General features: G+C 62.8%; 14 protein-coding genes. 9 read left to right on the top strand and 5 right to left on the bottom strand.

Annotated features, from left to right (window positions below; translation table 11 throughout):
- Positions 1-47 precede the first annotated feature (47 nt).
- Positions 48-1,001, bottom strand: a complete 954-nt coding sequence (locus tag WDB91_RS14275) for an NAD(P)-dependent oxidoreductase (protein WP_339114865.1) — start codon at positions 999-1,001, stop codon at positions 48-50.
- Positions 1,002-1,064: 63 nt separating this feature from the next.
- Here WDB91_RS14275 and WDB91_RS14270 point away from each other — a divergent pair, with 63 nt between their 5' ends.
- Positions 1,065-1,847, top strand: coding sequence for a GntR family transcriptional regulator (locus WDB91_RS14270; protein ID WP_339114864.1), 783 nt, complete (start codon positions 1,065-1,067; stop codon positions 1,845-1,847).
- Between the two features lie 1,036 nt (positions 1,848-2,883).
- On the opposite strand, the gene WDB91_RS14265 is transcribed toward WDB91_RS14270, so the two are convergent.
- Both WDB91_RS14265 and WDB91_RS14260 read right to left on the bottom strand, forming a co-directional pair.
- A complete protein-coding gene (locus tag WDB91_RS14265; RefSeq protein WP_339114863.1) occupies positions 2,884-3,696 on the bottom strand; it encodes a sugar phosphate isomerase/epimerase in 813 nt (270 codons plus the stop codon).
- Positions 3,693-5,375 (bottom strand): FAD-dependent oxidoreductase, encoded by a 1,683-nt coding sequence (locus tag WDB91_RS14260; RefSeq protein ID WP_339114862.1) that lies wholly within the window; start codon positions 5,373-5,375, stop codon positions 3,693-3,695. Before WDB91_RS14260 ends, WDB91_RS14265 begins: the two co-directional genes overlap by 4 nt.
- Positions 5,376-5,489: 114 nt before the next feature.
- On the opposite strand from WDB91_RS14260, the gene WDB91_RS14255 reads away from it, so the two are divergent.
- The 5 genes from WDB91_RS14255 (at position 5,490) to WDB91_RS14235 (ending at position 10,536) form a co-directional block, all read left to right on the top strand.
- A complete protein-coding gene (locus WDB91_RS14255) occupies positions 5,490-6,410 on the top strand; it encodes a LysR family transcriptional regulator (protein WP_339114861.1) in 921 nt (306 codons plus the stop codon).
- 116 nt (positions 6,411-6,526) lie between these two features.
- Positions 6,527-7,531: a tripartite tricarboxylate transporter substrate binding protein gene (locus WDB91_RS14250; RefSeq protein ID WP_339114860.1), complete on the top strand. Its 1,005-nt coding sequence runs from the start codon at positions 6,527-6,529 to the stop codon at positions 7,529-7,531.
- A gap of 106 nt (positions 7,532-7,637) precedes the next feature.
- Positions 7,638-8,213, top strand: a complete 576-nt coding sequence (locus WDB91_RS14245; protein ID WP_339114859.1) for a tripartite tricarboxylate transporter TctB family protein — start codon at positions 7,638-7,640, stop codon at positions 8,211-8,213.
- Entirely contained in the window at positions 8,213-9,709 is a 1,497-nt protein-coding gene (locus WDB91_RS14240) for a tripartite tricarboxylate transporter permease (protein WP_339115102.1), read from the top strand. Before WDB91_RS14245 ends, WDB91_RS14240 begins: the two co-directional genes overlap by 1 nt.
- Positions 9,706-10,536, top strand: coding sequence for a shikimate dehydrogenase (locus WDB91_RS14235; RefSeq protein ID WP_339114858.1), 831 nt, complete (start codon positions 9,706-9,708; stop codon positions 10,534-10,536). The genes WDB91_RS14240 and WDB91_RS14235 overlap by 4 nt, the downstream gene beginning before the upstream one ends.
- Before the next feature lie 220 nt (positions 10,537-10,756).
- On the opposite strand, the gene WDB91_RS14230 is transcribed toward WDB91_RS14235, so the two are convergent.
- Positions 10,757-11,215 (bottom strand): hypothetical protein, encoded by a 459-nt coding sequence (locus WDB91_RS14230; protein ID WP_339114857.1) that lies wholly within the window; start codon positions 11,213-11,215, stop codon positions 10,757-10,759.
- A gap of 136 nt (positions 11,216-11,351) precedes the next feature.
- Positions 11,352-11,534: a hypothetical protein gene (locus WDB91_RS14225; protein WP_339114856.1), complete on the bottom strand. Its 183-nt coding sequence runs from the start codon at positions 11,532-11,534 to the stop codon at positions 11,352-11,354.
- 310 nt (positions 11,535-11,844) lie between these two features.
- Here WDB91_RS14225 and WDB91_RS14220 point away from each other — a divergent pair, with 310 nt between their 5' ends.
- The 3 genes from WDB91_RS14220 to WDB91_RS14210 all read left to right on the top strand — a co-directional run bounded on the left by WDB91_RS14220 (position 11,845) and on the right by WDB91_RS14210 (position 14,731).
- Entirely contained in the window at positions 11,845-12,723 is an 879-nt protein-coding gene (locus WDB91_RS14220; protein ID WP_339114855.1) for a LysR family transcriptional regulator, read from the top strand.
- 89 nt (positions 12,724-12,812) lie between these two features.
- A complete protein-coding gene (locus tag WDB91_RS14215) occupies positions 12,813-13,628 on the top strand; it encodes a putative hydro-lyase (RefSeq protein WP_339114854.1) in 816 nt (271 codons plus the stop codon).
- A 68-nt stretch (positions 13,629-13,696) separates the two neighbouring features.
- Positions 13,697-14,731: a TRAP transporter substrate-binding protein gene (locus tag WDB91_RS14210; protein ID WP_339114853.1), complete on the top strand. Its 1,035-nt coding sequence runs from the start codon at positions 13,697-13,699 to the stop codon at positions 14,729-14,731.
- Positions 14,732-14,744 lie beyond the last annotated feature (13 nt).

Below are 14,744 nucleotides of genomic sequence, written 5' to 3'. Positions count from 1 at the left end.
TTTTAACCTATGCGCAGACCCCCTGAGAGCCGAGCCGCCCTATTCTGTCACAGTGCCGCAACCTCCGCGAGCCAGCGCTGATGATCGCGACAGGCCGCCTCCAAGCCCCGCGCGCCCGCATATCCGATCCGCGCTGCCAGACGGGAAATATCGAGCGGCGGGCGACCGTCGGAGACGCGCGCCGTAATGGTCGCCGCCTCGGGCGAGACGACCTCGCCCTTAAACCCCATGCCTGCAGCCCAGTCGAGCGGGCTGGAAACATGCCCTGCACCGAGGTTGAAGATCTCTGACCCCTCCGGCGGGGGTGCCTCTATCAATGCGGCGATTGCGGCTCCGACATCGCGGGAATAGACCCAGTCCGTGACCATTTCGGATGGCAGAAGGGGCATCTTTCCCGCCTTATGCAATGCCAGCATCTGCCCCTGCGCCGAGAGCCCGGGCCGGGACGAACCCTGCATCTCCCAAGGCCCAAACACAGGCCCGAGACGCAGGATAGATACTTTTATATCATTGCCTTGCGCGATCATAGCCGCGAGCCTTTCGCTGGCTTCTTTCGTGACCCCGTAAAGCGAATTCGGCCGCAACTCGGCATCCTCGGGCAAAGTTGCCCCCGCGCGGGGAGAGCTGCCATAGATCGCCGCCGACGAAAGATAAATCAGACGCCGGATGCCGGATGCCTGCACGGCCTGAAGCATATTGGACGTGCCTGTCAGATTCACCTCGATCACCCTCGCTGCCTGCTCCCGCTCCATCTGCGGGCTGGGTGTCAGCGCCGCCGTATGGACCACAATATCGGGGCGGTTATGCGCGAGGGCCGCCTCAATCTCCCCGGGGCACGTCACATCGCAACGATGATATACGGCACCGCACAGGGAGGGATGCGCGGCCAGCGGCGTGGGCGCCAGATCGAGCAGATGCGGCACATGCCCCCGGGCAAGAAGGCTCTCTGCCAGGGCCAGCCCCACAAAGCCACAGCCGCCCGTAATTGCAATCGTCTTCATATCTGTCCTTCCCTCTCTGCGGCAGACCTCCATGGACCGGACCGAAAATGGCAAATCCGGCTCATGGTTTTGCCTGATAAAACCATGATTGGTTTTAGATTGGTATCCCAAAAGGAATCCGCTATCAGCTTGCGTGTCCAGGCTATTTTTGACACACTCGCCCGGGCGCGCATCATGATTGCCGAGAGAGGCCCAAGCTTGACCGGAACGGACGAGAAATTCAGTGTAACCGAACGGGCCTATCAAATCGTCCGCGCCAAGATCCTCGCGGGCGATATGCAACCGGGTCGCTTCTTTACCGAGCGCAAACTGGCCGAGGATCTCTCCACCTCGCGCACCCCGTTGCGCACCGCGCTGACGCGCCTTACGAGCGAAGGCCTTCTCGAGCGCGCCGCGAACGGCACAGTCGCGGTCCGCCAGTTGCCGCTCGAAGAGTTGTTGCAGATCATGGTGATCCGCCGCCAACTCGAGAGCGAGGCTGCCGCGCTCACAGCACTAAAATCTGCCACGGGCAGCACAGACGCTCTGATTGCGGAGACGCGCACGCTCATCGCCGCTCCCGATGTGGATCTGGAAAGCTTCTGGCTCTACGATGACAAGGTGCATGAATGCATCGCGCAGGGCAGCGGCATGCAGGTTCTTGCGGACCTGATCCGCAACATGCGCGACAAGTCGCGGATGTGCCATATGGTTCATCTCGAACCCGATTTCCTCGCGCAGGCAGAAGAGCATATGGCGATCCTGACCGCCATCCGCGACCGCGATGCCTCTGCAGCGCGCGAAGCCATGATCCTCCACATCGATCACGTCAGAAATCGCTTTGTTAAGTGGTTCACCGGCGGCTGACCAACACCCGTTCAGACAGTCCGGCTTCCCCTCGCCATCGACCTACCAACCGTCCTGAAAATTGATGAAGGCGCGGGCCCTGCACCGCCAAATCGCCCGGTCTTGCGGGAAAGCTTACTCCGTATCGGCTCCACCTCCGTTGTCAGAAAGCTGCACCGGATCGTTTTCTGGCTCTTTTACCAAGGAACGTGACGGAGTTCCCGCTGAAGCCCTGACCGTCAGACCGAGGGGCATCCATTTTCCGGACAGTTTTTCCGCTGGTGGCTCAAGCATAGCTATTGGTCAAGCACCACCCCGAGATCGAGGCCTTGAGGAGTGCAATTCCATAAGCGTCGGGTGGGGGGGCTTGCTGGTGCGAAAAATCATGCGATTTCTGATGCAGTTGCGGGGCTTCTTCCAAAGCCTTTAAGTATAAAAGGCGCGCTCCCTCGGCGTTCGTCGCGACGATGCGCGCTATGTTCGAACTGTGCGTCGGACGCTCCCCCAGGAACGCCCCCGCGCCATCATAAGGGCGTGCGCCCCGCCAATCCTTGGCATGCCAATATGTCGCCGGGAGCCGATATATGTGCCTTTTCCACACGCGGCACGGCACATCAGGCCATTTTTCACCGACACGCACACCGTCCCTGCATTCAATGCGCCGCGCACCTCGACCCCACTTCCTCCCCCGCTGGAATGCGCGAACTTCATACCCTAACGCAGCAATTACCGCGGTCCCAACTGGCGGCAGAACATTACGCGCCCTTGCGTGAACACCCTGCACCTGAACCCGTTCCTGCACAGGTCAAGACTGTCCGGTGGATGGCCCCTTACGATGATCCCCTTGAGGCCCGCCCATTCCTGCAACTACCGTGCGGGACGCGCCATCCGCGTCCAGGTACTGCCGTCCTCGGAGGCACCCCTTGACTCCGGTGCCCCTTCGCGCCCGAATGGCCATCGGTGCGCCCAATACCTCAGGGACGGCTAAAAGACGGAACCGGCCAACCTCCGGGGCCTGAATGAGCTGGCGGGAAAGAGGACCAGACAGGCGCCCCGCTCACAGATCCTGAGCCGCGAGCCAACTCCGCGTCTGGCCGGCCACATGGGTCAGCACGGCCTGCGAACCTTCCGCCTCTTCCAACGCCTGCATCGGCACCTCCAGCGTAATCGGGATGGCTGCAGGCAAGGCGCGCAGGAACCGCGCCAGATCGATCTCCCCCTCGCCGGGCGGGCTCCGGTCCTCGCGGGCGGTGCGCAGCAGCTCGTCTGTGCTGTAATACGGCCGAACAGGCGCATCGCAGAGATGGATAAAAGGCAGACGGTCAGGATCGATCCGTTGCAGCTCCGCCAGATCCGACCCCGAACGGTCGAAATGCAGACTATCGACCAGCAGACCTGTCGCGGGGCCCGCCGCTTCGACGACGCGCTGCGCCACACCTAGATCGGGGACAGAGGTCCACGGGAAAAATTCAAGCATGACCTTGATCCCCAAGGGCGCGGCCAGCTCCCCCAGCGCGTTCAGACGCGCAGCCAGACGATCGAGATCGGGATCATAGGGCGCAGTGATCAGATGGCGCGCACCAAGCGCCGCGCCCGCCTCCAGAAGCGGCAGATACTCCTCTGGGCGGGTCTCGGGGGTCAGCTTGAGAAATTCGATATCCCCCACCCCCAGCCCCGTCTCGGCCAAAGCCGAAAGGGTCGCGCGCAGCATCTGGGCATCCTCGTGCAACGGATAGCCGGGCGAGGTCTCTGTCACCCGCAACAGGCGCAGCCCCACCCCGTCAAATCCCGCGCGGGCCGCAGCATGAATGAACTCGGGCGGCGCGAGCCCGATTGCCGTCAGATGGGCCACCGAAAGTCTATGTGTCATGCGCGTTCCTCCTGCGCCGCGTGGCGCCCCGCAATAAACCCGAAGGTCAGGGCGGGGCCGAGATTGATACCGCCTGCCGGATAGAACCCGCCAAAGACCGAGGCATTGTCGCCTCCTGCCGCATAGAGCCCGCCGATCACCGCGCCTTCCGCATCGAGCACCCGTGCCCGACCATCCGTGCGTAGCCCCGCAAAGGTCCCGAAACTGCCCGGCACGACTTTCACCGCATAGAACGGGCCGCGCTCGATCGGAGCGAGATTGGGGTTAGGGCTCTGTTCGGGGTCGCCCTGCAGACGCATATAGGGCGTGGTGCCGCGCCCGAAGAGCGGGTCCTCCCCGCGCCGCGCCTGCGTGTTATAGGTCTCGACCGTCGCAGCCAGCCCTGCCGGATCGATCCCGCAGGCCTGTGCCAGATCCTCCAGCGTTTTCCCGCGCTGTAGATAGCCCGATTTCAACCAGTAGCCGAAGGGCACCGGCGCGGGACGCACGATCCCCAGCCCGAAGCGGCGCAGGAACCGGTGATCGCAGACCAGCCACGAGACGGCGGGCTGGTCCTCCGCGACCGCTCCGAGCAGCGCCGTGACATAGTCATGATAGCCCAGACCTTCGTTGCAGAACCGCCGCCCGTCCGCCAGCACCCCGATCACCCCCGGTTTGCCGCGATCGATGATATGCGGAAACACCCCGCGCCGCCCGTCAGGCCAGAGCACCTGCGAAACCGGACAATAGGCTGTCACATTCGCCAGATCGAGATCGAGTGCCCCGCCTGCGGCCTGTCCGAGCCGCATCCCCGCCCCCTTTGCCGAGGGCACCGCAAGGGCGAGGTTCTCCTGCGGACGCGTCATCAGGTCAGCCCGCAGCTGGGGGTCCTGTCCGAACCCGCCCGTCGCCAGAACGACACCACGCCGTGCGGCGATCCGGCTGCCATCCGCCAGAATGACCCCGTTGACCCGTCCCTGATCGTGCTCGAGCGCCTGCACCTGCTGGCCGGTGCGCAGATCCACCCCCGCCTGCCGCGCCGACAGGAGCAGCCGCCCCATCAGTGCCGCTCCGTTGCGCAGATCCATCCCGCGCCCGTGCAGTGCCAGATCGCGAAAATGGCGCAGCACCCGCTTAGTCACATGCACAAACGCGCGCGGCGAGCGCAGCATGGTCATAAAGGCCCGCAGGTCAGGGCCGGACTGGATGGTCATCCCCTTGAAGGTCGTTTCAGGCATGGGTTTGCGCAGAAGCGCCAGATCCGCCCCCAACGCGCGCGCATCGAAGGGCGCGGCGATGACCGAGCGTCCGCCCTGCCCCGCATCGGGCAGATGGCCATAGGTATCGGGAATCTTGAGCCCGGCCTCGAAGCAAAGCGCCGTCCGGCTCTCGAAGAACTCCACCATCTCCGGCGCCGCCGCCAGAAACGCATCGACCTTTTCAGGTTTGAAGTAATTCCCCGCCACGGCTTGCAGATAGCGGCGCGGGGCGCCGTCGCGTTCGGTTATTCCCGCACGTCTGGCCAGCGGATTGCCCGGCGCGAAGATCCACCCGCCCGACCATGCGCTCGTGCCGCCCATCACCTCCGTCGCTTCCAATACGATAACCCGCAATCCCGAAACCGCGGCACTGACTGCCGCAGCCAGACCGCCCGCCCCCGATCCGATCACGACCAGATCGGTCTCCTCCCTCTCGGCCATGCGCTTTTCCTCCCGCGTCCGCTACCTTGTCGGGCGGGAAATTCGACCCTTGCACGATTAACGTCAAGTATCCTATCATTCACCCTGTTAACCTCATGTTATGCGAGAGACGCTATGAGCGACATCACCCTGCGCCAGATCGAGGTCATCCGCGCCGTCATGCTGCGCGGCACGATCCAGGGCGCCGCCGAGCATCTCAACGTCTCGGCCCCGGGCATCAGCCGCCTGATCAAACATACCGAGGAAACGCTTGGGCTGCGGCTGTTCGAACGGCGCGCGGGGCTGTTTGTGCCTTCGGTCGAGGCGCAGGCCGTGTTCGACCAGATCCGCACCGTCTACAAGGATGTCGCCAATCTGCAACTCGCGCTCGACAGCCTCAAGAAGGGCGAGAATGTCGCGCTGGCCTTCGGATCAGCCCCGTCGGTCGCCCAATTCGTCGCGCCCCGTGCGATCCGAGATGTCCGCAAACGCTTCCCCGACCTCTATGTCGATCTCAACATCCTGAAGATCGAGGAAACCGTCGATTACCTGCTGCTTGAACGCGGCGAGTTCGTGATCATGAGTTCCAGAGTCGACAATCCGGGCGTCGAGACCGAGGAGGTGGGTCAGGCGGCGCTGATCTGTGCGCTGCCTGCCGAGCATCCGCTGGCGGCACAGGAGGTTATCAGTATCGAGACGCTCGCCCGCGAGCCCCTGATCGGCATCGACCCCGCGGATCCTTATGGTGAAATCCTCATGCGTCCGTTCCGTGCGGCGGGGATCGAGATCCGCCAGAGCCTGCGTGGACGGTTCTCGCAAACGGTGATCGGGCTCGTGCGACAGGGCTTGGGCGTTGCGGTGGTCGACCGGTTCTCGGTGGCCGATGACTGGCTGCCCGGCATCGTTTTGCGCCCGCTTGAGACGCGGCACTCGATCCATATCTATGCCGTGCGCAAACAGGGAAGGGTGCTGTCATCTTTTGCGGAATATACTATCGCGCGGTTCCGCAAAGAGCTGGCACTGGCCGCACAGATGCCACTATGTCGCGAGTCATGAAATAACATTATGTTAATAGACAGCAAGTTTCTGCATTTGACGTTATGAGATCATCTAGGCATCATATCCTGTATCCGGGCCTGAGGAGCGCCCAGTGGAGTTTTGGGAGGAACACCATGAAACATATTCTGATCGGTGCCGTGTCGGCGCTAAGCCTGATGGCATCCGCAGCCTTCGCGCAGGACTATCCCGCGAAAGAGATCCAAGGCATCATCCAATGGGGTGCGGGCGGCTCGACCGATACCGTGATCCGTGCGGTCACGCCACATGCCGAAGACGTGCTGGGCGCCAGCGTCGTGCTGCAAAACATCACGGGCGGGGTGGGTGCGATCGCGCTCAACAAGGTCGAGAAAACCAAAGCCGATGGCTACACCATGCTGATCGGTGCAGAAAACCCGTTGCTTTACAAAGTTCTCGGCCTTGGCAAAAAGGATTATTCGGATTTCACGCCGATCAGCATTCTGGCCCGCGGCACGCCGATCCTTGTGGCAAATAACGACGCGCCCTTCAGCGATTACGCCGGCATGATCGCCTATATCAAAGAGAACCCGGGCAAGCTGCGCATCGGATCGACGGGTCCTGGCGGTCTGCCTTCGGTGGTATCCGCGATGCTCGAGGCGGCAGAAGGCGATCTCGACTTCATCTCCGTGCCCTATGATGGCGACGGTCCGGCGCTGACCGCGTTGCAGGGCGGGGCCATCGATGTAATGCCCGCCGTGCTCGGTGCCTCGATCGAATCCATCAAGGCAGGCAATATGAAGCCGCTGGCCGTCATCGATACCCAAGCCAGCCCCTTCCTGCCCGATGTGCCGCCCGTGACGCAGTTCAACGACGCCTATGCGCAATATCTGCCGTGGGGTCCGTTCTTCGGGATCTTCGTGAAGAACGGAACGCCCGAAGAGGCCATCACCAAGCTGCAGACGGCCTATCATGAAGCCGCCGAGCAGCAGGGCTTCAAGGACCTGATGGACAAGCGCGGCTATACGCTCATGAACATCTCGGGTGACGAGGCGCAGGAGTTCCTGACCAAATGGCAGCAAAATACCGCATGGCTGCTGCAGGATGCCGGTATCGCCAAGAATTCGCCCGAAGAATTCGGCATAAGCCGTCCGTCCAAGTAATCCCGCGCGGATCACGGGGCCGGACCTTCGGGTCCGGCTTTTTCCTTGGGGGCAGTGCCCGCGTTCAGGCGCGCCCGTCTCGTTTGCCAAACATTCCGGAGGAAAGATGAAAGATCATCTTCACCACCAGCATGACGCGTCACTGGACGGGTCATCCGATGCGACACCGGGAGGCGATGCCACCCATCGCCGACCGGGCGAGCGCATCTTCACCGCCATTCTGGTCCTGTTCAGCGGCGCCCTGCTTTGGAACGCCTATGGTATCGCGGGCTTCGACAGCCTCTCGAGCGCGGGCGCGGTGCCCATGGCCACCGCGGCCGTGATGCTGGTGAGCGCCCTCGTGATCGGCTGGAAAACCGCCCGCCTGCCGAAAACCGAGACCGAAACGCTTACGGGCGATATCCTGCCGCCCTTGGTGCTGGTGCTGGCGGTGTTTCTGGTGCTCTACGGAATTGTGCTTGAGCCTCTGGGCTTCCTGCCGACATCGGCATTATTTCTGATCGCCGCCATCAAGCTCCTCTCCCGTCGCGGCTGGGGCTTCACGCTGGCGGTGTCGCTAGGCACGCTCGCGGTGATCTATCTGGTCTTCCGCATCGTCTTCACCGTGCTTATGCCCGCAGGCATCGTGCCCGAGGCCGAGATCCTGCAGGCCGTCCGCACCCTTATTAGTGGAGGCAAATGATGGAGACGCTCATGGCATTCCTGACGGTTTTCACCCAACCCGAGCTGCTCTTGCTGGTGGGGGTCGGCACTTTCGCAGGCGTCTATATCGGCGCCATTCCCGGACTATCGGTCACCATGGCGGTGTCGATCCTGATCTCCTTCACCTTCTCCTGGGACGTGCTGCCCGCGATCTCGCTGATGATCGGCATCTATATGGGCGGGGTCTATGGCGGCTCGCGCACGGCGATCCTGCTCAACATCCCCGGTGCACCCTCGGCCATTGCCACCGCGATGGATGGCTACCCGATGGCGCAGCGCGGTGAGGCGGGCGAGGCCATCGGCATCACCACTGTCATGTCTTTCTTCGGCGGCTTCGTGGGCATTGCCGTGCTGGCCCTTCTGGCGCCCTCGGTGTCGAAATTCGCGCTGACTTTCCAGCCGCGCGACTATATGCTGCTGGCTGTTCTGGGCATCCTGCTAGTGGGCTCGCTCTCTCAAGGCTCGCTCATCAAGGGGATCTTTGCCGGTGCCTTCGGCATCGCGATCGGCGCGGTGGGCATGGACCCGCTGACCTTCGACGAGCGCTTCACCTTCGACATTCCGCTGCTGACCGACGGGATCTCCTTCATTCCGGTGATGATCGGGATGTTCGGCGTGTCCGAGGCGCTGATGCAGCTCCACCATGTCGATAGCAAAGCCATGCGCCAGACGCTCTCGCGCATCGTGCCCTCCTTCGGCACCATCCGCAAGCATCTGCCGCTCAGCCTGCAGACCTCCACCATCGGCGTGTTGATCGGCGCACTTCCGGGCACCGGCGGCGATATTGCGGCGCTCATGGCCTATGACCACGCCAAACGCGTCACCAAGAAACCCTCCCGTCCCTTCGGCCAAGGCGCCATCGAGGGGCTTGTCGCCCCCGAGACCGCCAATAACGCCGCCGTGGGCGGGGCCTTCATCCCGATGATGACGCTGGGCATTCCGGGCGATGCGGTGACCGCGATCATGATCGGGGCGCTCTTCATCCATGGTCTCAATCCCGGCCCGATGCTGATGGTCGAACAGCCCGATATGTTCTGGTTCATCGTTGGCGCTCTGGTCACGGCCAATTTCTTCATGTTGCTCTTCGGCCTGACGGGGATCAGGATCTTCACCAAGATCGTCGAGATGCCGCGCTCGGTGCTGATACCGCTGATCCTGCTGCTGTCGATCGTGGGGGCCTATGCGGTGAACAACTCGGTGACCGATGTCTACTGGATGCTGGGCTTCGGGATCGTGGGCTATTTCATGCGCCATTACGGTTATCCGTTGGGTCCGGTGATCCTCGGTGTGATCCTGTCGCGTCTACTGGACGACAACTGGCGCCGCGCGATCATCTCGGAACGCGAGGATCTGGGCCAGTTCTTCATGGGCATTCTGACAAGCCCGCTCTCGCTGACGCTGTTTGTCGCCGTTATCGTCATATTCCTGAGCCAGACGCCGATCTGGACCAAGCTGCGGAAGAAAGGCAAAGCATGAGCACCACACTACTTCTGGGGCTGATTGGCGATCATATTGCGGCCTCCTCCTCGCCCAAGCTGCATAGGTTCGCGGGCGCGCAGGCAGGGATCGAGGTGCGCTATGACCTGCTCGTTCCACAGGAGATGGGCCGGAGCTGGGACGAGATTTTCGCATCCCTCCCCGCTCTGGGCTATCGCGGCACCAATATCACCTATCCCTACAAGGAATTGGTGGTTCCACAACTGACCATCGAGGACCCGCTGGTGCAGGCAATGGGCGCCTGTAACACGGTGCGTTTCGACAGTGACGGGCCGCGCGGTTTCAACACCGATTATACCGGTTTCATCCGCGCCTACCGCACCATCCGCGGCGAGGCCGCACCCGGTCCTGTGCTGATGGTCGGCACTGGCGGCGTGGGTCGGGCCGTGGCCTTCGGATTGCTGGCGCTCGGTGCGCCCGAGATCCGGCTGGTTGATCGCGACCGCGCCAAGGCCGAGGCGCTTGCCCGCGTTCTGCGCAGCACCCGCCCCGACACGGAGATCCGCGTGGAGGACGATGCAGCCTCTGCCGCAAGCGGCGCAGAGGGGCTGATCAACTGCACTCCGCTGGGCATGTCGGGTCGCGGCGGCACGCCTTTGGCGCGCGCAGCGATGGAAGGCGCGCAGTGGGCCTTCGATGCCGTCTATACTCCGCGTGAGACCGAGTTCATGCAAAGTGCGGAAGCTCTCGGACTGGTCCGGATTTCGGGCTGGGAGCTCTTCTTCTATCAAGGCGTCGATGCCTGGCGCATCTTCTCGGGCAAAGATGTCGACGAACCCCCTCTGCGCACGGCTCTCGGCGGCTGACACCTCCAACCGGCCTGAGAATGCCGCGATCGAACCGATACGCACGGACCTTTGCCACGGCACCCGCCATTGGCCCGCCGTGATCTTGGGGCCATGCGCCCCGCCTGCCTAGAGCCACCTGACCACGCAGGCCTTGCGCGCCTCGCAAGGCACCCGCGACCGTTTGGATCGCTGCATGTTGCCCGTGACAACGCAGTCGGGGCCCGTTCGGGGCTTCGGTTCAGTTTGCCTGCGGTTTGGGAAGAAGGCCCGCCACCCGCGCGGCGGCTTTGACGAGTTGGTCGGGGCCATTGGCCTCGGAGAGGAAGAGCGCGAAGCCTTCGGCCTGTGTGGGTTTGCCCGCCCACTGCGCCGCAATGACATTGAGCAGATAACCCTCCAGAGGGTTGATCCGGTTCGCGCAGCATTCGCAATCGGGGTTACCGTAGCCCATGGGCGAGCGACGGGCCGTCATCACGCGGTCCATCAATACAGCCATTTCAGAGAATACCTGTGCGCCTATCGGCCGTCCCCAGACCTGCTGCGCATAGGCAAGCGCGCGCATCCAGCCGTGTTTGGCTGGCACATCAATGCTTTGCATCTGAAGCCGGAATACGCGCAGAAGCGCGCTCTTGGGAAAGCCGGTGGTCAGGATGCCCGATCTGTCAGGCTGGATCTGCGCGTTTCGCGTCTGGGACATAGGTATCTCCTTGCTTCGGAAATTAACTTGACAAAAATACTCGGAAAAAGCAAGAGGCCCCTAATCATTGTCTTCAAGAAAAAAGAGGGCGCTCCAGTGGAGCGCCCTCTTTGCATGGTATCCGAGAGCGAAAAGCTCATTCAGCCTCGAAATGGCCGCACCAGTCATCGGTCTTCACCACCGGCCACAAGCCATGGGCCGAAGCGTCAGGCTGCGAAACGGGCGGGTTGAAGCGGCACAGGCCCGCATCATCCGCGGCGGCCGCTGCGTTGGTCTTGTGGTCCTCGAAGAAGGCGCAGTCGGAACAGGTCTTGGTCATGTTGTTTCCTTTCGGGTGTGATCTCGACAGATCGGCGGGCGGGATAGCCCTCTTGCCGGTGATTGAGAGGAAGATAGCCCCAAAGAAGATATAAGTCAACAAAAACAAATAGTTGATACATTCTGTCAGGGATTTTAACCTGACTAAAACGCTTGGCATAGAGACATCCGGGAGCCGCCAAACCGGAGCGGCCGGCCATCCCCGCGCGACCCTGTGGCGCAGAATCGATCATCCCGATGGACCGGAGCCCGCGCCTGCTCTAGTTTCGGGCGGATCCAGACAACTGCCCCCTACCCACCGGAGCCCTGCCATGTTCGAGTTTCGCGATATCGAAATGATCCGCGCGATCACCCGCCATGGGGGGTTCCGTGCCGCATCCGACCAGACGGGGATCGCGCAATCGGCCATCTCGCGCCGCATCCACCATCTCGAGGACAGGTTGAAGATCTCGATCTTCGAGAAAGCCGGACGTGGGGTACGGCTCACCGCGGTCGGGCGCAGGCTCCTCGACGAGGCAGAGACGCTTCTGGAAAGCCGGGAGCGCATCCTCAACGAACTGACACAGGGTGTCATGGCGGGGGTGGTGCGCCTTGGGGTAGCCGAGACGATGACCCACACAATCCTGCCACGCATGCTGACCATGCTGCGCAGCCGTCACCCCCTTCTACGCTTCGAGATCTCGATCGATACATCAGACCATATGAGCGAGGCGCTGCTGGCGGACGAGCTTGATATCGTCATCCTCTTGCGCGATCTGGCTCCGCGCGGGGCCGACCTGACTCCGCTGCCACCGGTCCGCCACGGCTGGTATGTCTCGCGCCAACATTTCGACCTGCCCGAGCCCGCGACCCTGCGCGATCTGGCGCGCTTGCCGATCGTCTCCTTTCCGAAATCCACGCTGCCCCATCGCGCCATCGTTCAACTTCTATCGCCTTGGGCGCACGAGGCGCTCGCCGTGCATGGCTCCGCCTCGCTGGCCACAGTCCTGCATCTTGTGCGGCAGGGATTCGGCATCGGCACGCTTCCCCATGACATCGTGGCGACATGGCCGCATGCCGACATCCGTGAGCTTCGTGTCACCGAAGACGCCCAACTCCCCGATCTCGAATTCGCGATCTGCCATCTGCCCGAACGCGCCGGAAAAATTGGCAAAGAGGTGACGCTTGCGGCTGTCGCGGCCGCAGACTGATCTCATAATTAGATCGGAACTGAAGAAATAAACGTCGTTGATAAAATCAGTTATGCGTTCAAAACTGGGGTCAACAACAGGGAAAAATCATGACCGATCTGCAAAATCCGCGCATTCTGCGCGCCGAAATCCGTGCGCAACGTTTTACCGGACCCACCTCCGGCGTGGGTGGGGATGCGCTACAGGCCAATCTGGTGATCCTGCCCGAGGCCGAGGCCGCTGCGTTTCTGCGATTTGCCCAAGCCAATCCGCAACCGATCCCGCTGCTGGCCGTGGGCGCACCGGGCGACCCCTCCCTGCCCAGCCTCGGCAACGGAATCGACCTGCGCCACGATCTCTCGCGTTACCGCGTCTGGCATGATGGCGCGCTCGTCGGGGAGCCTGCCGACATCGCCGATCTGTGGCGCGACGATCTGGTGAGCTTCGCCATCGGCTGTTCGTTCAGCTTCGAGGACGCGCTGGTGCAGGCGGGCCTGCCCGTGCGCCACCAGAGCGCGGGTCGCAATGTGCCGATGTACCGCACCAATATCCCGACGCGCCCCGCTGGCCCCTTCGAAGGCCCGGTGGTCGTGTCGATGCGCGCCATGCCCGCCGCTGCCGCCATCGAAGCGGTGCAGATCTGCGCAAGCCTGCCGCTGGCCCATGGCGCACCCGTGCATCTTGGCGATCCGGCCCTGATCGGCATCTCCGATATCATGACCCCCGATTACGGCGATGCTCCGGTGATCGAAGAGGGCGACATCCCCGTCTTCTGGGCCTGCGGCGTGACCCCGCAAGCCGCGATCCTTGCCGCAAAACCCGCTTTCGCCATCACCCATGCTCCGGGCTACATGCTCGTGACCGACATCCCCGCAGGGCAGGCCGAGCGCCGCCTGCGCGGGGTCCATGCCCGCCCGGGGGCCTGACAGCCCCCCACCAACCAACCAACCAACCAACCAACCAAAATAAAGAATATCCCAACAGGAGACACTCCATGAAAACCCTAACATCCACCCTGATCGCGGCCACCCTGCTGGCCTCCCCGACATTTGCCGAAACGCTCAATGTCGTCGGGAGCTGGAGCAACCTGCCGCTCTACAAGAATTTCGAGACCCCCTTCTGGACCGACAAGCTGCCCGAGCTGTCCAAGGGCGAGTTCGATGCGCAGCTGACGAGCTTCGATCAGATGGGCATCCAGGGCGCGGATGTGTTCCGCATGCTGGGCGATGGCGTCTTCGATATCGGGGCGACGGTGGGCGATTATACCGTGGGGGATGCGCCCGAGCTCGAAGGGCTCGATGTGCCGCTCCTGGCCACCGATGCCGCCGACGCGCAGAAGATGGTCGAGGCCGCGCGCCCGATGGTCGCCGATATCATGCACCAGCGTTTCGATGCCGAGCTGCTGGGCATCGCCCCCTATCCGCCGCAGGTCGTCTTCTGCAAGGGCGAGGTCAACTCGCTGGCCGATCTCAAGGGCAAGAAGGTCCGTGGCTCGGGCCGCATGACCACCAAATTCCTCGAGGCCCTTGGTGCGGAAGGCATCAATATCGCCTTCTCCGAAGTGCCGGGCTCGCTCGAGCGCGGTGTGATCGATTGCGCCGTCACCGGCGCGGGCTCGGGCTATTCGGCTGGCTGGGCCGAGGTCTCCGACCACCTCCTGACGCTGCCCCTCGGTGGCTGGGATCCGGTCGTGATCGCCATGAACAAAGACAAGTTCGACGATCTCTCGGCCGAGCAGCAGACCACGCTGAAATCGGCTGTGGCCGAAGGTCTGGAAGCACCGGCATGGGCGGCCGCACAGGGGGGGCTGGAAAACGACATCGCCTGCCTGACCGGCAAGGGCGAGTGCACATCGGGCGAGGCGCAGCATATGATCCTCGTCGAGCCCTCCGACGCGGATAAGGCCGAGGCGCTCAAGATCCTGACCGATGTCGTGCTGCCCGACTGGGCATCGCGCGCAGGCAGCGAATGGGTCACCCGCTGGAATGACAGCGTAGGCGCCACCTTCGGCGTCAAGATCGACGGCTGATCGGAGCATTCCC

It is taken from the genome of Thioclava sp. GXIMD2076 (assembly GCF_037949795.1).
Classification (GTDB): Bacteria; Pseudomonadota; Alphaproteobacteria; order Rhodobacterales; family Rhodobacteraceae; genus Thioclava; species Thioclava kandeliae.
The sequence above is the reverse complement of the archived record's forward strand: the minus strand, read 5'-3'. Positions and strand labels throughout refer to the sequence as shown.

Excerpts from the sequence above, each read along its gene's own strand:
- WDB91_RS14220 (WP_339114855.1), top strand. The coding sequence starts at position 11,845 with ATGTTCGAGTTTCGCGATATCGAAATGATCCGCGCGATCACCCGCCAT.
- WDB91_RS14215 (WP_339114854.1), top strand. The coding sequence starts at position 12,813 with ATGACCGATCTGCAAAATCCGCGCATTCTGCGCGCCGAAATCCGTGCG.
- WDB91_RS14210 (WP_339114853.1), top strand. The coding sequence starts at position 13,697 with ATGAAAACCCTAACATCCACCCTGATCGCGGCCACCCTGCTGGCCTCC.
- WDB91_RS14245 (WP_339114859.1), top strand. The coding sequence starts at position 7,638 with ATGAAAGATCATCTTCACCACCAGCATGACGCGTCACTGGACGGGTCA.
- WDB91_RS14250 (WP_339114860.1), top strand. The coding sequence starts at position 6,527 with ATGAAACATATTCTGATCGGTGCCGTGTCGGCGCTAAGCCTGATGGCA.
- WDB91_RS14230 (WP_339114857.1), bottom strand. The coding sequence starts at position 11,215 with ATGTCCCAGACGCGAAACGCGCAGATCCAGCCTGACAGATCGGGCATC.
- WDB91_RS14270 (WP_339114864.1), top strand. The coding sequence starts at position 1,065 with ATGGTTTTGCCTGATAAAACCATGATTGGTTTTAGATTGGTATCCCAA.
- WDB91_RS14255 (WP_339114861.1), top strand. The coding sequence starts at position 5,490 with ATGAGCGACATCACCCTGCGCCAGATCGAGGTCATCCGCGCCGTCATG.
- WDB91_RS14260 (WP_339114862.1), bottom strand. The coding sequence starts at position 5,375 with ATGGCCGAGAGGGAGGAGACCGATCTGGTCGTGATCGGATCGGGGGCG.
- WDB91_RS14240 (WP_339115102.1), top strand. The coding sequence starts at position 8,213 with ATGGAGACGCTCATGGCATTCCTGACGGTTTTCACCCAACCCGAGCTG.
- WDB91_RS14225 (WP_339114856.1), bottom strand. The coding sequence starts at position 11,534 with ATGACCAAGACCTGTTCCGACTGCGCCTTCTTCGAGGACCACAAGACC.
- WDB91_RS14265 (WP_339114863.1), bottom strand. The coding sequence starts at position 3,696 with ATGACACATAGACTTTCGGTGGCCCATCTGACGGCAATCGGGCTCGCG.
- WDB91_RS14275 (WP_339114865.1), bottom strand. The coding sequence starts at position 1,001 with ATGAAGACGATTGCAATTACGGGCGGCTGTGGCTTTGTGGGGCTGGCC.
- WDB91_RS14235 (WP_339114858.1), top strand. The coding sequence starts at position 9,706 with ATGAGCACCACACTACTTCTGGGGCTGATTGGCGATCATATTGCGGCC.